The organism is Bacillus sp. HY001, from assembly GCF_007558965.1.
Taxonomy (GTDB): Bacteria; Bacillota; Bacilli; order Bacillales; family Bacillaceae_G; genus Bacillus_A; species Bacillus_A mobilis.
This window is the reverse complement of the sequence record NZ_VLTE01000005.1, coordinates 397,751-417,498: the sequence shown is the minus strand read 5'-3', so window position 1 is coordinate 417,498 and position 19,748 is coordinate 397,751. Positions and strand designations below refer to the sequence as shown.

At 36.4% G+C, this 19,748-nt stretch carries 20 protein-coding genes and 1 tRNA gene; 15 read left to right on the top strand and 6 right to left on the bottom strand.

Annotated elements, in window-relative coordinates; all coding sequences use genetic code 11:
• Window positions 1-501: 501 nt before the first annotated feature.
• The 6 genes from FOT98_RS32860 (at window position 502) to FOT98_RS04905 (ending at window position 6,432) form a co-directional block, all read left to right on the top strand.
• Entirely contained in the window at window positions 502-633 is a 132-nt protein-coding gene (locus FOT98_RS32860; RefSeq protein WP_116758354.1) for a hypothetical protein, read from the top strand.
• 82 nt (window positions 634-715) lie between these two features.
• On the top strand, window positions 716-2,512 hold the full coding sequence (gene dnaG, locus FOT98_RS04925) for a DNA primase (protein WP_061677311.1): 1,797 nt from the start codon (window positions 716-718) through the stop codon (window positions 2,510-2,512).
• A 59-nt stretch (window positions 2,513-2,571) separates the two neighbouring features.
• Entirely contained in the window at window positions 2,572-3,699 is a 1,128-nt protein-coding gene (gene rpoD, locus FOT98_RS04920) for an RNA polymerase sigma factor RpoD (protein ID WP_000764063.1), read from the top strand.
• Between the two features lie 385 nt (window positions 3,700-4,084).
• Window positions 4,085-4,441, top strand: coding sequence for a cytochrome c550 (gene cccA, locus FOT98_RS04915; RefSeq protein WP_000828145.1), 357 nt, complete (start codon window positions 4,085-4,087; stop codon window positions 4,439-4,441).
• Between the two features lie 165 nt (window positions 4,442-4,606).
• Window positions 4,607-5,314, top strand: a complete 708-nt coding sequence (locus FOT98_RS04910) for a tRNA (adenine(22)-N(1))-methyltransferase (RefSeq protein WP_063260794.1) — start codon at window positions 4,607-4,609, stop codon at window positions 5,312-5,314.
• On the top strand, window positions 5,311-6,432 hold the full coding sequence (locus tag FOT98_RS04905) for a Nif3-like dinuclear metal center hexameric protein (protein WP_063260795.1): 1,122 nt from the start codon (window positions 5,311-5,313) through the stop codon (window positions 6,430-6,432). Before FOT98_RS04910 ends, FOT98_RS04905 begins: the two co-directional genes overlap by 4 nt.
• A gap of 40 nt (window positions 6,433-6,472) precedes the next feature.
• Here the strand turns inward: FOT98_RS04905 and FOT98_RS04900 are convergent, their stop codons facing one another.
• On the bottom strand, window positions 6,473-7,423 hold the full coding sequence (locus tag FOT98_RS04900) for a 4-hydroxy-3-methylbut-2-enyl diphosphate reductase (RefSeq protein WP_000706674.1): 951 nt from the start codon (window positions 7,421-7,423) through the stop codon (window positions 6,473-6,475).
• 89 nt (window positions 7,424-7,512) lie between these two features.
• Window positions 7,513-8,259: a VrrA/YqfQ family protein gene (gene vrrA / locus FOT98_RS04895; RefSeq protein ID WP_061677318.1), complete on the bottom strand. Its 747-nt coding sequence runs from the start codon at window positions 8,257-8,259 to the stop codon at window positions 7,513-7,515.
• A 180-nt stretch (window positions 8,260-8,439) separates the two neighbouring features.
• Here vrrA and FOT98_RS04890 point away from each other — a divergent pair, with 180 nt between their 5' ends.
• Together FOT98_RS04890 and FOT98_RS04885 are read left to right on the top strand one after the other, a co-directional pair.
• Window positions 8,440-9,750: a DEAD/DEAH box helicase gene (locus FOT98_RS04890; RefSeq protein ID WP_061677320.1), complete on the top strand. Its 1,311-nt coding sequence runs from the start codon at window positions 8,440-8,442 to the stop codon at window positions 9,748-9,750.
• A 344-nt stretch (window positions 9,751-10,094) separates the two neighbouring features.
• Complete coding sequence (locus FOT98_RS04885; RefSeq protein ID WP_063260796.1) at window positions 10,095-10,991, top strand: deoxyribonuclease IV; 897 nt, start codon at window positions 10,095-10,097, stop codon at window positions 10,989-10,991.
• A gap of 26 nt (window positions 10,992-11,017) precedes the next feature.
• Here the strand turns inward: FOT98_RS04885 and FOT98_RS04880 are convergent, their stop codons facing one another.
• Complete coding sequence (locus tag FOT98_RS04880) at window positions 11,018-11,272, bottom strand: DUF2624 domain-containing protein (RefSeq protein ID WP_061677324.1); 255 nt, start codon at window positions 11,270-11,272, stop codon at window positions 11,018-11,020.
• Window positions 11,273-11,421: 149 nt separating this feature from the next.
• On the opposite strand from FOT98_RS04880, the gene FOT98_RS04875 reads away from it, so the two are divergent.
• The 4 genes from FOT98_RS04875 (at window position 11,422) to FOT98_RS04860 (ending at window position 14,567) form a co-directional block, all read left to right on the top strand.
• Window positions 11,422-12,300, top strand: coding sequence for a YitT family protein (locus FOT98_RS04875; protein WP_061677326.1), 879 nt, complete (start codon window positions 11,422-11,424; stop codon window positions 12,298-12,300).
• Between the two features lie 236 nt (window positions 12,301-12,536).
• Window positions 12,537-13,307, top strand: coding sequence for a metal ABC transporter ATP-binding protein (locus FOT98_RS04870; RefSeq protein ID WP_001059649.1), 771 nt, complete (start codon window positions 12,537-12,539; stop codon window positions 13,305-13,307).
• Window positions 13,307-14,140, top strand: a complete 834-nt coding sequence (locus FOT98_RS04865; protein WP_061677330.1) for a metal ABC transporter permease — start codon at window positions 13,307-13,309, stop codon at window positions 14,138-14,140. The genes FOT98_RS04870 and FOT98_RS04865 overlap by 1 nt, the downstream gene beginning before the upstream one ends.
• A 13-nt stretch (window positions 14,141-14,153) precedes the next feature.
• Window positions 14,154-14,567 carry a Fur family transcriptional regulator gene (locus tag FOT98_RS04860; protein WP_001054512.1) on the top strand — a complete coding sequence of 138 codons (414 nt, stop codon included), beginning with the start codon at window positions 14,154-14,156 and terminating at the stop codon, window positions 14,565-14,567.
• A 78-nt stretch (window positions 14,568-14,645) separates the two neighbouring features.
• Here FOT98_RS04860 and ispG read toward each other — a convergent pair whose 3' ends face one another.
• From ispG to FOT98_RS04845, 3 genes are all read right to left on the bottom strand, one after another.
• On the bottom strand, window positions 14,646-15,755 hold the full coding sequence (ispG, locus tag FOT98_RS04855; protein WP_122950842.1) for a flavodoxin-dependent (E)-4-hydroxy-3-methylbut-2-enyl-diphosphate synthase: 1,110 nt from the start codon (window positions 15,753-15,755) through the stop codon (window positions 14,646-14,648).
• 164 nt (window positions 15,756-15,919) lie between these two features.
• Window positions 15,920-16,285, bottom strand: coding sequence for a hypothetical protein (locus FOT98_RS04850; protein WP_063260797.1), 366 nt, complete (start codon window positions 16,283-16,285; stop codon window positions 15,920-15,922).
• Window positions 16,286-16,338: 53 nt separating this feature from the next.
• Entirely contained in the window at window positions 16,339-17,103 is a 765-nt protein-coding gene (locus FOT98_RS04845) for a DUF1189 domain-containing protein (protein WP_061677337.1), read from the bottom strand.
• A 242-nt stretch (window positions 17,104-17,345) separates the two neighbouring features.
• Here FOT98_RS04845 and FOT98_RS04840 point away from each other — a divergent pair.
• The 3 genes from FOT98_RS04840 (at window position 17,346) to FOT98_RS04830 (ending at window position 19,647) form a co-directional block, all read left to right on the top strand.
• Window positions 17,346-17,419 (top strand) — tRNA-Ile (locus tag FOT98_RS04840).
• 221 nt (window positions 17,420-17,640) lie between these two features.
• On the top strand, window positions 17,641-18,252 hold the full coding sequence (gene sodA, locus FOT98_RS04835; protein ID WP_001052034.1) for a superoxide dismutase [Mn]: 612 nt from the start codon (window positions 17,641-17,643) through the stop codon (window positions 18,250-18,252).
• A 117-nt stretch (window positions 18,253-18,369) separates the two neighbouring features.
• Window positions 18,370-19,647: an MFS transporter gene (locus tag FOT98_RS04830; RefSeq protein ID WP_061677338.1), complete on the top strand. Its 1,278-nt coding sequence runs from the start codon at window positions 18,370-18,372 to the stop codon at window positions 19,645-19,647.
• Window positions 19,648-19,748 lie beyond the last annotated feature (101 nt).

Sequence of the window (19,748 nt, the reverse complement as noted above, 5' to 3'; positions counted from 1 at the left end):
TGAAATAGAAGATGAAAAAATAAAGGGATATGTAGCGCAGTTGAAGAAAATATATTATAATAAAAAATTGTGATAAAAACCTATATTTTACGTTTAGACTTTAATTTTTCAGAATAAACTAGGGATAGGATTTACGAAAAGACATGTAATTACGTTAAATCGACAAAATCTATACAAGAAAACGCACATTATGGAAGGATTCGCAGAAGGGATGTAGAATACAGAAATATGCAAAACATCAATATCGTATTAGTTGATGCAGATGCATATCCTGTGAATGCTGAAAATTGTGCAAGTTGGAACGAAAGTTCATGTCGAAATTTTGTTTGTCACATCGTATGCTCATCGTTTAAGGAAGTAGCAAGGGAAATTGGATCTATGTAGATGCTGAATAAGCTAAAGTTGATTTTTTATATGTATCAACATGCAAAAGAAACAGATCTCGTGATCACATAGGATATGGTGCTTGCTAGTCTTCTTGTAAAAAAAAGTGTATATGTATTGTCTCCAGGAGGTACATTTGTAACAGGTGAGCAAATGGATACAATTTTATATAGTAGGTATGTATCTGCGAAATTACGCAGAAAAGGGCCTGCAAAATCGTTTGATAACGTGATCGACAACACTTTCTAATAAGTTTAGAAAAAATATTGTCGAATTATAAAGGAATTTTTTAATTTATATCGAATACAAAATACGACACGGAGATGGATTTATGGGGAACAGAATTCCCGAAGAAGTTGTTGAACAGATTCGGACGTCATCGGATATTGTAGAAGTGATTGGTGAATACGTTCAACTTAGAAAACAGGGACGTAACTATTTCGGCCTTTGTCCATTTCATGGTGAGAATTCTCCTTCATTCTCTGTTTCATCGGATAAGCAAATTTTTCATTGCTTCGGATGTGGAGAAGGTGGAAATGTATTTTCCTTTCTAATGAAAATGGAAGGATTGGCTTTTACCGAGGCTGTTCAAAAGCTAGGTGAAAGAAATGGAATTGCGGTTGCAGAGTATACATCAGGGCAAGGACAACAAGAAGACATATCTGATGACACTGTCATCATGCAACAGGCTCATGAACTTTTGAAAAAGTATTATCATCATTTATTAGTAAATACAGAAGAAGGAAATGAAGCACTTTCGTATTTGTTAAAACGTGGTATTACGAAAGAGATGATTGAGAAGTTTGAAATTGGTTATGCGTCACCTGCTTGGGATGCAGCAACGAAAATTTTACAAAAAAGAGGCTTATCGCTGTCTAGTATGGAACAAGCTGGTCTTCTCATAAGAAGCGAGAAGGATGGTAGTCATTATGATCGCTTCCGTGGAAGGGTTATGTTTCCAATCTATACGTTACAAGGTAAAGTGATAGCGTTTAGTGGAAGGGCGCTAGGAGATGATACTCCGAAATATTTAAATAGCCCTGAAACACCGATTTTTCATAAAAGTAAATTGTTGTATAACTTCCACCAAGCGAGGCCGTTTATTAGAAAACGTGGGCAAGTGGCCCTTTTTGAAGGGTATGCCGACGTACTAGCTGCGGTAAAAAGTGGTGTGGAAGAAGCTGTTGCGACAATGGGAACAGCTTTAACTGAAGAACAAGCAAAACTTCTGCGACGTAACGTTGAAACTGTTGTTCTTTGCTATGATGGTGATAAAGCAGGGCGAGAAGCAACGATGAAAGCAGGGCAATTATTGCTAAAAGTCGGTTGCCAAGTGAAAGTTATATCCTTGCCAGATAAGCTTGACCCTGATGAATATGTGCAACAATATGGGACAACTGCTTTTGAAAATCTTGTGAAATCAAGTATAAGTTTTGTTGGTTTTAAAATAAATTATTTGCGTTTAGGGAAAAATTTGCAAGATGAGTCTGGCAAAGAAGAATATGTGAAAAGTGTTTTAAAAGAGTTATCGTTGCTACAGGATGCGATGCAGGCAGAATCATATTTGAAGTCATTATCGCAAGAATTTTCGTATTCAATGGAAACACTTTTGAATCAATTGCACCAATATCGCAAAGAACAAAAGGTACAGCAAAAACAAGTAAAGCAGGTTTCTAAGCCGTCTCAAATTGTTCAAACAAAACCGAAGTTAACAGGTTTTGAAAGGGCAGAAAGAGAAATTATTTACCATATGTTGCAAAGTCCAGAAGTGGCTGTTCGTATGGAATCCCATATAGAAGATTTTCACACAGAAGAACATAAAGGGATTTTATATGAACTATACGCATATTATGAAAAGGGAAATGAACCTTCAGTCGGAACATTTTTAAGTTGGCTCTCTGATGAGAAGTTGAAAAATATTATCACTGATATTTCGACGGATGAATTTATTAATCCAGAATACACAGAAGAAGTGTTACAAGGCCATTTGGAGACGCTTAGACGTCATCAAGAAAAACTTGAGAAGACGGAAATCATCTTTAAGATAAAACAGATGGAAAAAACAGATCCTGTAGAGGCTGCTAAATATTATGTAGCATATTTACAAAATCAAAAAGCGAGAAAATAGCTTTTTTGATAAATTTTTAGTATAATGAATGTTTGTATCTCGCGTAAGGAGGGGAACAGATGGCTGACAAACCAGCTCGTTCTAAACAAATTGAAACTGAAATGACCCTTGAGCAAGTGAAAGAACAACTCACTGAGCTCGGAAAAAAACGTGGCGTTCTTACATATGAAGAGATTGCAGAACGCATGAATGGATTTGAAATTGAATCCGATCAAATGGATGAATACTATGAATATTTAGGTGAACAAGGGATTGACTTAGTTGGTGACAACGACAACGAAGAAGGTCCTAATAATCGCCAAATTTCAAAAACAGAAGAAGAATTCGACCTTAATGATTTAAGTGTACCACCTGGGGTTAAAATCAATGATCCTGTTCGTATGTATTTAAAAGAAATTGGTCGTGTAGATTTACTATCTGCAGAAGAAGAAATTCGACTTGCAACGCGTATTGAAGATGGCGATGAAGAAGCGAAACGTCGTCTTGCAGAAGCAAACTTACGTCTTGTAGTAAGTATTGCAAAGCGCTACGTGGGCCGTGGTATGCTTTTCTTAGACTTAATCCAAGAAGGGAATATGGGTCTAATTAAAGCGGTTGAAAAGTTCGATTATCGTAAAGGTTTCAAATTTAGTACGTATGCAACTTGGTGGATCCGCCAAGCGATTACACGTGCGATTGCAGACCAAGCACGAACAATTCGTATCCCAGTTCATATGGTTGAAACGATTAATAAGTTAATTCGTGTGCAACGTCAATTATTACAAGATTTAGGACGCGAACCATCTCCTGAAGAGATTGGTGAAGAAATGGATCTTGCTCCAGAAAAAGTACGCGAAATCTTAAAAATTGCACAGGAGCCAGTTTCTCTTGAAACACCGATTGGTGAAGAAGATGACTCCCATTTAGGTGATTTCATTGAAGACCAAGAAGCAACATCGCCTGCGGACCATGCAGCGTATGAATTGCTAAAAGAACAATTAGAAGATGTGTTAGATACACTAACAGATCGTGAAGAAAATGTTCTGCGTCTTCGTTTTGGCTTAGATGATGGACGAACTCGTACGCTTGAAGAAGTTGGGAAAGTATTCGGCGTAACGAGAGAACGTATCCGTCAAATTGAAGCAAAAGCACTTCGTAAATTAAGACATCCAAGCCGTAGTAAGCGTCTTAAGGATTTCTTAGAATAGGTTCTTTTTAAGTTTACTTCACCTTTGTGAAGTAAACTTTTTTATTTTGTTAACTTTTGTTAAACTTTAGCTATCGGCAACGATTACAATTTCTTGTAATTTATTTTACAGAATTGTCTTTTGATTTGCAAATGCTCATTTTTCGATTTTTCGATTAATTTTGTTTATTCTATACAAAAATATATGTAGAAAAGTGAAAAATATGATGAGAAACGTTAATAATTATCGAAATAATAAGCGATATAACAATAAAAAACAATAAACTGAATTTATGGAATATTTTTAACGATTAGTAGTTTACTCTTTTCTGATAGAGCGTTTTCAAGTACAATGGAAATGACTGAATCATCTAACTATTTAGGGGTATAGAGGGGGGAGAAGAGATATGAAACGTAATCCGCTGATTCCGTTCGCTCTTATTGCAGCATTAGGTATTATCGTTATGTTTGTATTTTCATTTCAGGGGCTAAATAAATCTAAAGAGTTAGCTGATGCAAAAAATGGTGGGAAGCCAGCGCAAACAGCATCGAAGCCAGAGGATATTGTGAAGCAAAGCTGTACGAGCTGCCACGGTGACCAGTTACAAGGGGCAGTAGGGCCTAATTTACAAAAGATTGGTGGGAAACTTTCGAAAGATGAAATTAAAGAAATTCTTTCGAAAGGAAAAGGAAATATGCCACCAAATATAGTTCCAGCTGATCAAGCGGCTAAAGTAGCTGATTGGTTGTCGAAGAAAAAATAAAGTTCCGTATGACAAGCCTTTTGCTTATGCAAAGGGCTTGTTTTTCTATATTTTCTAAAATACGATGAGTGATCGAGAAGTGAATTGTTGTTATGGGCTTGCAACAACTACTATAAATTCATTATCATGGAGACAGACTGACAAGAGAAGGAGTAATGGAAATACATGAATGAAGTAAAGCTTTCAAAACGATTAAAAGAAGTTGTGCGTGAAATACCAGTAGGATCTACAGTTGCTGATATTGGATCGGATCATGCGTATTTACCGTGTTATACAATTATAAATAACATTGCTACAAAAGCAGTTGCAGGAGAGGTTGTAGATGGACCATTTCGCTCTGCACAAGCAACTGTAGCTGAAAGTGGCTTACAAGATAAAGTGGATGTACGTAAAGGGAATGGATTAGCTGTTATCGCGCCAGGAGAAGTAGATGTAATTACGGTTGCTGGAATGGGCGGAGCGTTAATTCGTGACATTTTAGAAAGTGGTAAAGAAAAATTAGAAGGTGTAACGCGTTTAATTTTGCAGCCGAATATTGCAGCGCATCACATTCGTGAATGGTTTATTGAAAATGGGTGGGAACTTATCCATGAAAAAATCGTAAAAGAAGATGGGAAAATTTACGAGATTTTAGTAGGAGAGCGTGGAAACATTGCGATGCCTTACTCTGAAAATAAGCAAGCTGAATTGTTTATGGGGCCATTTTTAATAAAAGAAAAGGGTGAAGCTTTCGTTGAGAAATGGGAAGGAGAATTGAAAAACTTCCAAAATATTTTAAAACAGTTAGAACGTGCGGCTGATTCTGAAGAAACAAAAGCGAAGCGTGCGGAAGTAGCAGCGAAAATGAAAATGATAGGGGAGGTTTTATCATGAGTAAAATTCCAAACGGCCATGAAATTATTTCTTTATTTGAAAGTATGTATCCGAAGCATTTGGCAATGGAAGGAGATAAGATTGGCCTGCAGATTGGAGCGCTTAATAAACCTGTACAGCACGTATTGATTGCGTTAGATGTAACGGAAGAAGTTGTGGAGGAAGCAATTCAATTAGGAGCGAATGTCATTATTGCGCATCACCCTTTAATTTTTAATCCGTTAAAAGCAATTCATACAGATAAAGCGTACGGAAGAATTATTGAAACGTGTATTAAAAATGATATCGCCATTTATGCAGCACATACAAATGTGGATGTTGCTAAGGGCGGGGTAAATGATTTACTTGCTGAGGCGTTAGGATTGCAAAATACAGAAGTTCTGGCACCGACATATGCAGAAGAAATGAAAAAAGTTGTTGTGTTTGTGCCAGTAACTCATGCAGAAGAAGTACGAAAAGCATTAGGAGACGCAGGAGCTGGTTATATCGGCAATTATAGCCACTGTACGTTTAGTGGCGAGGGTACAGGTACGTTTGTACCTCAAGAGGGGACAAATCCTTATATCGGGGAAACTGGACAGTTAGAGCGCGTAGAAGAAGTGCGAATTGAAACGATTATTCCAGCTTCACTACAGCGAAAAGTGATTAAAGCAATGGTAACGGCACATCCATATGAAGAAGTAGCGTATGATGTGTATCCACTTGATAACAAAGGTGAAACATTAGGGCTTGGGAAAATAGGATACTTACAAGAAGAAATGACACTTGGACAGTTTGCAGAACATGTAAAGAAATCATTAGATGTAAAGGGTGCACGAGTTGTTGGGAACTTAGATGATAAAGTGCGCAAAGTAGCTGTACTTGGTGGTGATGGTAATAAATACATCAATCAAGCTAAATTTAAGGGAGCGGATGTATATGTAACAGGTGACATGTATTATCATGTTGCTCATGATGCGATGATGCTCGGTTTAAATATAGTTGACCCAGGACATAACGTTGAAAAAGTAATGAAGCAAGGTGTGCAAAAGCAATTACAAGAAAAAGTGGATGCAAAGAAACTCAATGTACACATTCATGCTTCGCAATTACATACAGATCCATTTACATTTGTATAAGAAAAATAAAAACCGTTGCTCATATAGGCAACGGTTTTTATTATTGTTCTTTTTTCACTTTTACACGAGGTAATATTTTTTGTAACGGTACTTTTCGAACTCTCTCCCACGTAGCGGGATTCATTGGATCATATTGATCTAAGAAAGCGATAACTTCTTTCGTAATTGGAGTTGGAGTAGAAGCACCTGCTGTAACAGCTACGTTTTCTACACCTTGTAGCCACTCTAATTTAATCTCACTTACGTCTGCAACGCGGTATGCTTTCGTACCAGCAATTTCTTGTGATACTTGTGCTAAACGGTTTGAGTTGTTACTTTTTGGATCACCGACAACAATTGTTAAATCTGCAACATCAGCTTGTTTAGCGACCGCTTCTTGGCGAACTTGAGTTGCTAAACAAATTTCCTTATGGAATTCTGCTGTTGGGAATTTCTTCTGAATGTCCTCCATTAAATGCTGAACATCCCATTGGCTCATTGTCGTTTGGTTCGTAACTAAAATTTTATCCGTTGGAATTTCTAATGTTTTTAAATCATCAGCTCTTTCAATAAGATGAACGATATCAGGTGCGATACCAACTGCGCCTTCTGGTTCTGGATGATTTTTTTTGCCGATATAAATGACATGGTAACCTTCAGCTTTCTTTGCTTCGATAAGGTCATGTGTTTTTGTAACATCTGGACAAGTGGCATCGATTGTCGTTAAACCTTTTTCTTTTGCACGTTGTTTAACTTCTGGAGAAACACCGTGTGCAGTGAAAATAACAGTACCAGATTCGATTTTATCTAAAATTTCTAATCGACTTGGACCGTCTAATGTAATGATGCCATCTTCTTCGAACGCATCTGTTACATGTTTGTTGTGAACAATCATACCTAAAATATAAATAGGTCTTGGTAATGATGTATCTAATGCGGCGTTACGTGCAATAACCATCGCGTCCACAACACCGTAGCAATAACCACGAGGGGAAATTTTAACAATTTTCATATGAGTAATCCTCTCCTTCTAAACAAGGGATACTTTTGTGCATAGTCTTTTACATTATAAAGGAGGAGTGGATAGAAAACAAAGGATTGTTACACATATAGTTTTGGTTTTGTTGCTATTTTTTGAACAGGCTCCTCTCGTAATTCTTTTTCTATGACAGGCTCAATCACTATTTTTTTTCTTTTTCTTTTTTTTTGTGGAGGAGGCGGAGTTGCTACCTCAACCTTTTCTGCTATGTCTTCAGCTTGATCTTCAGTTGAATCTTCTTCCGTACTTTTTCCAGAGGTGAGGATTTTAACAATGCTTGGTAAGTTACGCATAATAGGACCGTACTGTTCGACGACAGGGCTTACAGATTGAACGACTTGGGAAACTTTTTCAATATTGTTTATCATATTAGTTGGATTCGAAATTAAATTCGCAAAAAAACTGCCGATGCCGCTACTGGATGCTGCTGTAGTTGCTGCACCGCCGCGCGTTTCATTTGATTCATACATTTGAGGGGGAATCATTTGCTCTGGATGCGGCTGCATGTATGGTTGATATTGTTGTGAGTATTGCTGCGGGTATTGTTGTTGGTATTGGTATTGTTGTTGATATTGGGGCGGCGGTTGCTGGCGCTGGTGCTGGTGCATCATTGGCGGCGGTCCTTCCATTTGTCGATAAGGTGGAACCATTTGCATGAAAGGCTCGGTGGGATCATTTTTTTTAAAGAGTTTAGCAAGGAAACCTTTCTTTTTTTGTGCCATCGGTGGTAGTTGTGGAATTGGATATGGTGTATAAGGTTGCTGTCCTGGATTCGGATACATTTGCCTTGTAGGAGATTTTGGAAACATGTGAGAAATCCTCCTTTCTTCAGTTAGGTATATACACATACAATATGCAATAAGAGGGAAGAAGGTTAGTTTTTGAAGGAAAAACCTAAACTAAAGATGGATTTTACTTGTAGATTTCGATATAATGTAGACTTGACTGATTTGTGCGCGCAGTAGAAATTTAGAAAGAAGGTGTAACTTATGACACAACAAACTTTTACACAGTATGATTTTAAACCATTTTTAATAGATGCAGTTCGTGAACTACGCTTTACAGAGCCGACAGGAATTCAAAAGAAAATTTTCCCGGTTGTGAAAAAAGGTGTAAGTGTAATTGGACAATCCCAAACAGGTTCTGGGAAAACACATGCATACTTACTTCCTACATTGAACAGAATTAATGCAAGTCGTGAAGAAGTACAACTTGTTATTACAGCGCCTACTCGTGAGTTAGCACAACAAATTTACGAAGAAATCGTGAAATTAACAAAGTTTTGTGCGGAAGATCAAATGATTACAGCACGTTGTTTAATTGGTGGAACTGATAAACAACGATCAATTGAAAAGTTGAAAAAGCAACCTCATGTTGTAGTTGGAACACCAGGACGTATTAAAGATTTAGTAGAAGAGCAAGCGCTATTTGTTCATAAAGCAAATACGATTATTGTCGATGAAGCAGACTTAATGCTTGATATGGGATTCATTCATGATGTAGACAAAATTGCAGCACGCATGCCTAGAAACTTGCAAATGCTAGTTTTCTCTGCAACAATTCCTCAAAAACTAAAACCGTTTCTGAAGAAATATATGGAGAATCCAGAGCATATTCATATCAATCCAAAACAAGTTGCGGCTGGGAATATTGAACATTATTTAGTACCTTCTAAACATCGTAATAAAATCGATTTAGTGAACAAAATGTTGCTACAATTTAAACCATATTTAGCAGTTGTTTTCACGAATACGAAGAAGATGGCGGATCAGGTTGCTGACGGATTAATGGAACGTGGCTTAAAAGTTGGACGAATTCACGGAGATTTATCACCGCGTGATCGTAAAAAAATGATGAAACAAATTCGTGACCTTGAATTCCAATATATTGTTGCAACGGATTTAGCAGCACGTGGTATTGATATTGAAGGAATTAGTCATGTTATTAACTACGAACTTCCATCAGACTTAGATTTCTTCGTTCACCGCGTTGGAAGAACAGCACGTGCAGGGCATTCAGGTATTGCAGTGACGATTTATGATCCAGCAAACGAAGAAGCGTTAGATAGTTTAGAAAAACAACGTCATATTGAATTCAAGCATGTAGATTTACGTGGAGATGAGTGGGCGGATTTAGGTGAACGTCGTCGTCGTAAGAGCCGTAAGAAACCAAATGATGAACTTGACGTTATGGCAACAAAAGTTATTAAAAAGCCGAAAAAAGTAAAACCAAACTATAAACGTAAACTTGCAACAGAACGTGACAAAGTGAAGAAAAAATATAGCAATAAAAAAAGATAAGGGGAACCCCCTTATCTTTTTTTATCCCGCTTTAATGGGCAGTAAGACCCCCACCTCAAAATTCAGCGAAAGCAAAGAAGTTAGGTGGGGGTCGGGCTGCCCATTAAAGTCCGATTGGTGAGGGCTAATAATCCGTGGGGGATGAAGAAAACCCCCACGGATTAAAGTTTCACTTTATCTGGCTATTTGCGGGATAATAATCAGTGGGGAATGGAAAAAACACTGATTAAAGTTTCGGTGTAGCCAGTTACAATTTGCGTAGTGTTTTAGGAACAAACAATTCACTACATATTTCTACAAATTATGCTATCATTATATCTATTGTATATTGAAGAGGTGATTGTATGTTAAAGATGGGATCTCATGTTTCCATGAGTGGTAAGAAAATGTTATTAGCGGCAAGTGAAGAGGCTGTTTCATACGGTGCAACGACGTTTATGATTTATACAGGTGCGCCGCAAAATACACGAAGAAAACCAATTGAAGAATTGAATATAGAAGCAGGAAGAAAACATATGGAACTAAACGGTATTGAGGACATTATCGTACATGCGCCATATATTATTAATGTTGGGAATACGACGAAGCCAGAAACATTCCAATTAGGTGTAGACTTCCTTCGCATGGAAATTGAAAGAACATCGGCATTAGGTGTGGCGAAACAAATCGTTCTTCACCCAGGTGCGCACGTTGGGGCAGGAGCGGATGCTGGTATTCAACAAATTATTAAAGGGCTTAATGAAGTGTTAACGCCAGAACAGACGGTTAACATTGCGTTAGAAACGATGGCAGGAAAAGGAACGGAATGCGGTCGTAGCTTTGAAGAAATTGCAAAGATTATTGATGGTGTAAAATATAATGAGAAATTATCAGTATGCTTTGATACGTGTCATACGCACGATGCAGGATATGATATTGTAAATGATTTTGACGGCGTATTAAACGAATTTGATAAGATTGTTGGTATTGATCGTTTGCAGGTACTTCATATTAATGATAGTAAAAATGTACGCGGCGCAGGAAAGGACCGTCATGAAAATATCGGCTTCGGTCATATCGGTTATAAAGCGTTACATCATATTGTGCATCATCCACAGTTAATGCACGTACCAAAAATTCTTGAAACTCCATATGTAGGTGAAGATAAAAAAGATAAGAAGCCGCCATATAAATTAGAAATCGAAATGCTGAAAAATGGTACTTTTGATGAAGGAATTCTTGAGAAAATTAAAGCGCAATAAGCAATAAGGAGGGGATTTTCCCCTCCTTATTTTAGTAGTTGCTGAAATAAAGTATTTACTTGTTGGGCAGTAGCAGGGGAGGTTACTTTTGCTATTTGTTTTAAGAGCGCTAGCCGTTCGTCATTATCGTAAATGTTAATATTCTTTCCTTTCATAAGTAAAACAATTTGATCGGCTTGGGCAGTCGTAATAGAGACTTCATATTCTTTGCTATATTTCAATAACTCTTTTGTAGAAATATGATTTAATTTTTTATTTACGAGTTGTTTAATGAGGTTCATCGAGTTATCCTCCTTCACACGTTCTTCTATCGAAATATATGAGTACGTAGCTTGTACATATTCGTATAGAGTTTCTTTTTTCATGAGAAAAAGAAGCGTATGTTATAATATAAGGACAAAACTATAGAAAAAGAGTATGGGGAGGATTTATGGAGCAGAAGCAACATCGAAAAGAAAGTGTTATCCATCTTATTTATCGTTTAGTTATGATTATTTTTGGGGCGGCATGCGCAGCGGTAGCGATTGAACTATTTTTAATGCCAAATAAAATTATTGATGGTGGAATTATTGGTATTTCTCTTATATTAGATTATCTTACTCCTAATATTTGGTGGTTAAGTTTCTCTACTTTAGTCGTTATTCTCAATATCCCATTTATGTATTCAGGCTATAAGCAAATCGGAAAAACGTTCATGCTATCTTCGGCGTTCGGTATTGTAGCTTTAGCATTTATTGAATCAACGTTACATGCTGTTCCGCCATTTACAACAGAGCCAATTTTAGCGACAGTGTTTGGTGGTCTTATTTTAGGTCTTGGTGTAGGACTTGTTATTCGTCATGGTGGATCAATGGACGGAACAGAAATTATGGGTATTTTATTAACGAAGAAATTACCTTTCTCTGTTGGTGAATTTGTAATGTTTGTGAACTTATTTATTTTTGCATGGGCGGCATTTGTATTTGGTGTTGAACAAGCTATGTATTCTGTTATGGCGTACTATATTGCCTTCAAAACAATTGATACAGTCATTCAAGGTTTAGATGAAACGAAAGCCGTTTTAATTGTATCAGATCAATATGAAGAAGTATCAAATGCGATTTTGCATCGTCTTGGTCGTGGAACTACAAAGCTTGTAGCGAAAGGCGGTTACACAGATAAAGAAAAAGAAGTTATTTATGCAGTTGTAACGCGTCTGGAAGTGACAAAGTTAAAATCAATTGTGTATGAAATTGATGCGAATGCGTTTGTTACGATTATGAGTACGCAAGAGACAAATGGTGGTAAGTTTAAATCAGCTATTCACTAAAACATGTATCTTGAGGAAAAATAATCAGTAGGGGATGGCCTCATCTGATTAAGGTTACGTTTTATAGGGATATTTTTCGAAAGCAGAGAATTTTTCTCTGCTTTTTGTTATAATAGTAAGGTTTCTTGAAAAAAATGATATATTTTAGGCAGATTGGTTTACAACTATAATAAGCTGTACTATAATTCAAATAGATATAAATCGGAATCATTCTGAATTAAAATAGGTGAGATGCTATGAATAATATATTAGAAATAGAAGGATTGTCATTTCGATATGAAGATCGAAATGTGTTAGAAGATATTAATTTGCAAGTTCCGAAGGGAGCTTTTTTAGGTTTAGTTGGGCCAAATGGTTCTGGGAAATCAACTTTGCTAAAATGTTTATTAGGCGTTTTAAAGCCAAAGCAGGGAAGTATTCGTTTGTTTGGTGTTGATAGTAAGAAGTTTAAAGAATGGAACAAAGTTGGTTATGTGTCGCAAAAAGCAAATAGCTTTAATTCTGGTTTTCCGGCAACTGTTTTTGAAGTTGTATCAATGGGACTCGTTTCGAAAAAAGGGCTGTTTCGCTTTTTTACGAAAAACGATAAGGAAAAGGTAGAAAAAGCGATTGCTGATGTAGGGATGAGTGAGTTTCAAGGGCGCAATATCGGAGAACTTTCTGGTGGACAACAACAGCGTGTATTTATTGCTCGTGCGCTCGTTAGTGATCCTGAATTACTTATTTTGGACGAGCCCACTGTTGGAATCGATGTGAAGAATGTAGAAAGTTTTTATGAGATATTAGAGGATTTAAACAAAAGGTTAGGAATCACATTAATTCTCGTTACTCATGATATGGGAGCAGTTACGGAAAAGGTAACACATGTTGCATGCTTAAACCAACATCTACATTTCCATGGAAATGTAGAGAAGTTCCGAGAGTTAGAAGATGCGGAAATGTCGGTCTTATATGGACATCATGTTCATCGTTTAGAACACGAGCATGAGCATCACGGGAGGATATAATGATACAAGATTTTTTACAATATGACTTTTTACGTAACTCTTTATATGCAGGAATTTTAATAGGACTTGTTGCACCGCTTATCGGTGTGTTTGTTGTCATTCGCCGTATGTCGCTTATTGCGGATGCATTAAGTCACGTGACATTATCAGGTATTGCTGCAAGTTTACTACTAGAAAAAACAATTTTTACAGGAGGATTTTTAAATCCTTTATATATGGGAATGGTTTTTTCTATTGGTGGGGCGTTACTAATTGAAAAATTACGTACTGTATATAAACATTATCAAGAATTAGCAATTCCGATTATTCTTTCAGCAGGAATGGGGATTGGGGTTATTTTTATATCACTTGCAAACGGATTTAACACTGATTTATTTAGTTATTTATTTGGGAGTGTAAGTGCTGTAACAAGTACAGATTTAATCATTATTGGCATTGTAGCAATTGTTGTTATTGCAACGATTACTTTATTATACAAAGAGTTATTTTTACTATCGTTTGATGAGGAATACGCTGTATCAACTGGTTTGAGTGCAAAGTGGATTCACTTTATTTTCATTATATTGGTTGCTCTTGTCATTGCAGTATCAATGCGTGTAGTAGGGGTTCTGCTCGTATCATCATTAATGACTTTACCAGTTGCAGCAAGTATTCGTATTGCGAATGGATTTAAACAAACAATTTTCTTTTCCATTTTATTTGGTGAAATTGCAGTAATTGGTGGAATGTTTGCTTCATATCAACTTGATCTAGCGCCAGGTGGTACAATTGTTATGATAGCAGTTCTTATTTTAATTGGTGCGATTTTATGGAAAAAGAAAAAAACTGCATAAAGTAGGGATAGATATGAATCTAACAGAAGCTTTACGCCTAATGAAAGATAAAGGATACAAACATACTGGGAAAAGGGAAGAAATGCTCAGGTTATTTGCAGCTCACAATCGTTATTTAACGGCGAAAGACGTTTTAGAGCATATGAAGGATGATTATCCAGGTCTTAGCTTTGATACGATTTATCGTAACTTAACGGTGTTTGCTGAAATTGGTGTTCTGGAACAAACGGAATTAAATGGTGAAAAACATTTTCGATTTACATGTTCTATTATGGAACATCATCACCATTTTATTTGTTTAGATTGCGGGGGGACGAAAGAGATTACTTCCTGCCCGATGGATTTTATGAATAAAGATTTTAACGGTTATGAAGTAACCGGTCATAAGTTTGAAATATACGGCCGTTGTCCAAAATGTGCAAAGTAAAAGCTCGTCAGTTATATAACTGACGAGCTTTTTACGTAGAAAGGAAGGTTGCTCACAAATATTGTGGCAACCTTCTTTTTATTGTTCTTGTGTTTCTTTTTCTTTTTCTTTTTCTCGTTCAGCAGCCATTTCAGCAGCGATTACGTCGATTTCTTTTTTCAGTTCTTCTACCATGATTTCTTCTGGTACTTTACGAACAACTTGCCCTTTACGGAATAATAATCCTTCTCCACGTGCACCCGCAATACCGATATCAGCTTCACGAGCTTCACCAGGACCGTTTACAGCGCAGCCAAGTACTGCAACTTTAATTGGTACTTTTAGTGTAGAGATGTATTCTTCTACCTCGTTAGCGATGCTAATTAAATCAATTTCAATACGACCGCAAGTTGGACAGGAAATAAGTGTTGCTGCATTAGATGCAAGGCCGAATGACTTTAATAGTTCACGTGCAACTTTTACTTCTTCAACTGGGTCAGCACTTAATGAAATACGTAGTGTATTTCCGATGCCTTTATTTAAGATCGCTCCAAGACCAGCGGCACTTTTTACAGTTCCGGCAAATAATGTTCCAGATTCTGTAATACCTAAATGTAATGGATAATCAAAAGCACGTGCAGCTTTTTCGTATGCTTCAATTGCTAAATTAACATCAGAGGCTTTCATAGATACGATAATATCGTGGAAATCTAAGTCCTCTAAAATTTTAATGTGATGTAGGGCACTCTCGACCATACCATCTGCAGTTGGGTATCCGTACTTTTCTAAAATGTGACGCTCTAATGAACCTGCGTTTACACCGATACGGATTGGAATACCGCGTTCTTTTGCTGCATTTACAACAGCTTCTACTTTATGGCGACGACCAATGTTACCTGGATTGATACGTACTTTATCAATGCCACCTTCAATTGCTTTTAAAGCAAGGCGATAATCAAAATGAATATCAGCAACAAGTGGAATGTTGATTTGTTTTTTAATATCAGCAATAGCATTTGCTGCGCGTTCGTCTGGAACAGCAACACGAACGACTTGACAGCCAGCTTCTTCTAAACGTTTAATTTCAGCAACTGTTGCTTCAACATCATGTGTTTTTGTTGTTGTCATACTTTGTATAATTAATTCATTATTACCGCCAATTGTTAAATTACCGACTTTAACTGGACGTGTTTTTGTACGATGAGTCATTTCATTCACGAATAGATCGCTCTCCTTATAAAAGAAGTTTCTTATTTAGTCCCTCATATCAATGATAGTATACGTGATACAGGGCTATAGAAACCGAAGTGCTCGGTTTCACTTTTACTATTGTATCAGCGCCTTTATGTAATTGACAAGGATTAAGTGATTGCTTATTGATATAACGGGAATTTATAAGACTTTCCAATTTGTATTTTTGTAGCAGATGTATTTTTATTTAATTGTTTAAAATCATCAATTACTTTTTCGATAGAAGGAATTTTCTTCTTATTAATCGCTTCTGTAATGGAAAGAACCGTATCACCTGTTTTGACTTCTATTGTTTTATAAGTGACATCTGCTTCTTTTTCTGTTTTGTTCTCTTTATTTTGTTTTGTATCTGTATTTTCTTGTTTTATCGTTTGGGCCGCATTTGTTTTTTTATATGAACTTAACATCGGTAAAGTGCCGATTTTTATATCGTAATAAAATATATAACCAAGAACAAGCACGAATAAGAATATACCTAATCTCTTCATATTCTTCACTCCTTTGCTAGGAATATATGCTTGTCCAAAAAAAAAATGCCTATTTAGGCATTTTTTTCGTTCGGTTTTGGAACTTCTTTAATCGTTAAGTATAGAACAATTAAAACAACTGCGATATAAATGAATGTTGAACCAGGTACAACAATTTTGAATAAATCCATAATCATAAAGAAGATTGTTGGAATTGTGTAGCTGTATGCAGTTAACGTCCATACTTGCTTATAAGATAATTTACGTTGACCACTCATAGCAGAACCTATAAACGCAAGTAAAGTAATTCCTAAGAAAGTAATAAACAATTGGAATAGGTATACTAACACGCCGATAACGGCTAGTAAAATTGGATAAATACTATCGAATACAGAAATAAAATCTTGCAAATCTTTCTTCTCAAGAGATGTCCCTAATAAATCATTATAGGAGTATGTTTGTTGCTGACCATTTCCTATAGAAACTACTTTATCTTTTAAAATAAATAAACCAGTTTTGTTTTGATATTGTTCTATATCTGTTGTATTGGGATCAAATACGAAAAGAGCATCTCCCTCTTCCTTTTGAATAGGTTGTTCAATATCCGCTTTTAGTTCACCGTTTTCGATTTTAAAATCAGGTAAATCTTTTTCAATTGCTTGATTTACCATAGTAACACTATCTTGGATAAAGCTACCGTAAAAGAATGTTCTTGGAATAGTAGTGATTAGACAAAGTAGCATAATATACAAAATGGTTTTTCCGATTTTTTGAAAACGGAATAGCGCCATATCTTTAGGCGAATATACGCTTTTTGCTAATTGGGTAAATATGGACATAGATTCACTTCCTTTGTGTATGTATAAAATCATTGTAACGTAGGAATCTAGAGAATCTCAAGATATATTATATTTACATATAGTGGAGATAACTAAATTTCTTTTTATTAATTTTCTTCTTTTAAATGAGAAAAATACAATTGACACTTTTCTTTTTCGTATGGTAAATTTATCTTACATTTCTTAAAGGATATATCCGATAGGAATTCCTTTATTTGATATGTTGTTACATACATAATTGTGGACCCTTAGCTCAGCTGGTTAGAGCAGACGGCTCATAACCGTCCGGTCGTAGGTTCGAGTCCTACAGGGTCCATATCCATTTCACATGTTTATTACGTCAGTAGGAAGCTTCCTTGTAGAAGGGAGCTTTTTTTACGGAATATATGAGCATTTTAATTGAAAAGAAGTGGGAATTTTGCTACGTTAATGATAGCAAGACAATGTGATTTATTTGTTTGCACCCTATGGCAATTAGGGTAGAATGAAGTTGTATGTCACTTAAGTGGCAATACATAAACTGGGAGGAATATAACAATGGCAAAACACGAATTACCAAATTTACCTTATGCGTATGATGCTTTAGAGCCTCACTTTGACAAAGAAACAATGAACATCCATCATACAAAACACCATAACACGTACATTACAAACTTAAACGCTGCTTTAGAAGGTCATGCAGAATTAGCTGACAAAAGCGTAGAAGAATTAGTTGCAAACTTAAACGAAGTACCAGAAGCAATCCGTACAGCAGTACGTAACAATGGTGGCGGACATGCTAACCATACATTCTTCTGGACAATCTTATCTCCAAACGGCGGCGGACAACCAGTAGGCGAACTTGCAACTGCAATTGAAGCGAAATTCGGTAGCTTCGATGCATTCAAAGAAGAATTCGCAAAAGCTGGCGCAACTCGTTTCGGTTCTGGTTGGGCTTGGTTAGTAGTAAACAATGGTGAGTTAGAAGTAACAAGCACGCCAAACCAAGATTCTCCTCTAACTGAAGGTAAAACTCCAGTTGTTGGTTTAGATGTTTGGGAACATGCTTACTACCTAAATTACCAAAACCGTCGTCCGGACTACATCGGTGCATTCTGGAACGTTGTAGATTGGAACGCTGCTGAAAAACGTTACCAAGAAGCTAAATAATTGTAATAACGATAGAAAAAAGCTAGGAGAATACTCCTAGCTTTTTTCTATGCTTTCCTTTTACATAATTGGGCTTGTCTTTGGAAGACTAGAACATGAAGTAAAGGAGAGTTGTGTATGAAGTTGAAACATATAATTGGTGACGTTGAAGTGAATCGGGATTTAGTGTTATTGCTCCTTATTGGAGGTTTATACACGCTCGCAATTTCTTTATCGAATACGTTTGTTAACATTTATTTATGGAAACAAACACAAAATTATGTGAATCTTGGCTTGTATAATTTGGCCAGCGTTGTATTACAGCCTCTCACATTTCTTATAGGTGGGAAATTAGCGAAACGTATTGATCGCTCAATCTTGTTACGAATAGGAGTAGGCACGTTAGCAATTTTTTTTATCGTTGTTTTAGTAGCGGGAAAAAGCGCTTCTCACTATATTTTATTAATGGGGGCTCTTTTAGGGGTCGGTTATGGTTTTTACTGGCTCGCGTTTAATTTATTAACATTCGAGATTACAGAACCAGAAACAAGAGATTTCTTTAATGGGTTTCTTGGACTTCTTACATCCTTCTCTGGCATGATTGGACCGATAGCAGCTGGATACACAATTTCACGTATGGAAAAATGGAGTGGCTATACGGTCATATTCTTTCTTTCGTTACTGTTATTTGCAATTGCTGTCATTTTAAGCTTTTTTGTATCTAAGAGAGAATGCGAAGGACGGTATGAAATTGTACAAGTATTGAAAGAGCGGCAGATTGATAAAAATTGGGGAAGAATTACACGTGCTCATTTTTTCCAAGGGCTGAGAGAGGGAACATTTATTTTTGTGATTTCCGTGTACGTGTATTTAGCAACTGATAGCGAGCTCGCATTAGGGAAGTATAGCTTAGTAAATTCGGCTGTATCATTTGTGTGTTACTATTTAGTTACTCGTATGTTAAAGAAAGAATGGCGAAAAAAAGCAATTTTGCTTGGAGGCATTATTTTATATGCTGTCGTATTTTTAGTTATATTCAATGTTACATACGCAAAATTACTTATTTATGCAGCGTGTATTGCGATTGCATACCCTATTTTGCTCGTTCCGTACGGGTCCATGACATATGATGTAATTGGCAGAGCGAAAAATGCGAGAGAGTGGCGTGTAGAGTATGTAGTTGTCCGGGAATTATGGTTAAATGCAGGAAGAATTTGCTCGATTTTAAGTTTTTTATGTGCTGTACTATTCTTTCCGCCTGAAAAAAGTTTACCTTACTTATTATGTATTTTAGGTGCAGGACATTTTCTTATTTATTTTGCAGTTAAAAATGTCAAATATGATGAGGGAAATGCGAGTAAAACAAGTGTTGTAACGCAAGCGACTGCGCAGAACCAAACAGAACCAGAAGGTTAACTTCTCGGTTGTTTTATGCTAGAATAGAAAAAGATGTAAGACAGCAGTGAGGACACCTGTATGAAGGTGTCCCTTTCACATTACATAGCTGTTGGTAGAGG

What these genes read in the sequence shown, in the direction of transcription:
- dnaG (WP_061677311.1), top strand. Translation starts at nt 716, where the DNA reads ATGGGGAACAGAATTCCCGAAGAAGTTGTTGAACAGATTCGGACGTCA.
- rpoD (WP_000764063.1), top strand. Translation starts at nt 2,572, where the DNA reads ATGGCTGACAAACCAGCTCGTTCTAAACAAATTGAAACTGAAATGACC.
- cccA (WP_000828145.1), top strand. Translation starts at nt 4,085, where the DNA reads ATGAAACGTAATCCGCTGATTCCGTTCGCTCTTATTGCAGCATTAGGT.
- FOT98_RS04910 (WP_063260794.1), top strand. Translation starts at nt 4,607, where the DNA reads ATGAATGAAGTAAAGCTTTCAAAACGATTAAAAGAAGTTGTGCGTGAA.
- FOT98_RS04905 (WP_063260795.1), top strand. Translation starts at nt 5,311, where the DNA reads ATGAGTAAAATTCCAAACGGCCATGAAATTATTTCTTTATTTGAAAGT.
- FOT98_RS04900 (WP_000706674.1), bottom strand. Translation starts at nt 7,423, where the DNA reads ATGAAAATTGTTAAAATTTCCCCTCGTGGTTATTGCTACGGTGTTGTG.
- vrrA (WP_061677318.1), bottom strand. Translation starts at nt 8,259, where the DNA reads ATGTTTCCAAAATCTCCTACAAGGCAAATGTATCCGAATCCAGGACAG.
- FOT98_RS04890 (WP_061677320.1), top strand. Translation starts at nt 8,440, where the DNA reads ATGACACAACAAACTTTTACACAGTATGATTTTAAACCATTTTTAATA.
- FOT98_RS04885 (WP_063260796.1), top strand. Translation starts at nt 10,095, where the DNA reads ATGTTAAAGATGGGATCTCATGTTTCCATGAGTGGTAAGAAAATGTTA.
- FOT98_RS04880 (WP_061677324.1), bottom strand. Translation starts at nt 11,272, where the DNA reads ATGAACCTCATTAAACAACTCGTAAATAAAAAATTAAATCATATTTCT.
- FOT98_RS04875 (WP_061677326.1), top strand. Translation starts at nt 11,422, where the DNA reads ATGGAGCAGAAGCAACATCGAAAAGAAAGTGTTATCCATCTTATTTAT.
- FOT98_RS04870 (WP_001059649.1), top strand. Translation starts at nt 12,537, where the DNA reads ATGAATAATATATTAGAAATAGAAGGATTGTCATTTCGATATGAAGAT.
- FOT98_RS04865 (WP_061677330.1), top strand. Translation starts at nt 13,307, where the DNA reads ATGATACAAGATTTTTTACAATATGACTTTTTACGTAACTCTTTATAT.
- FOT98_RS04860 (WP_001054512.1), top strand. Translation starts at nt 14,154, where the DNA reads ATGAATCTAACAGAAGCTTTACGCCTAATGAAAGATAAAGGATACAAA.
- ispG (WP_122950842.1), bottom strand. Translation starts at nt 15,755, where the DNA reads ATGACTCATCGTACAAAAACACGTCCAGTTAAAGTCGGTAATTTAACA.
- FOT98_RS04850 (WP_063260797.1), bottom strand. Translation starts at nt 16,285, where the DNA reads ATGAAGAGATTAGGTATATTCTTATTCGTGCTTGTTCTTGGTTATATA.
- FOT98_RS04845 (WP_061677337.1), bottom strand. Translation starts at nt 17,103, where the DNA reads ATGTCCATATTTACCCAATTAGCAAAAAGCGTATATTCGCCTAAAGAT.
- sodA (WP_001052034.1), top strand. Translation starts at nt 17,641, where the DNA reads ATGGCAAAACACGAATTACCAAATTTACCTTATGCGTATGATGCTTTA.
- FOT98_RS04830 (WP_061677338.1), top strand. Translation starts at nt 18,370, where the DNA reads ATGAAGTTGAAACATATAATTGGTGACGTTGAAGTGAATCGGGATTTA.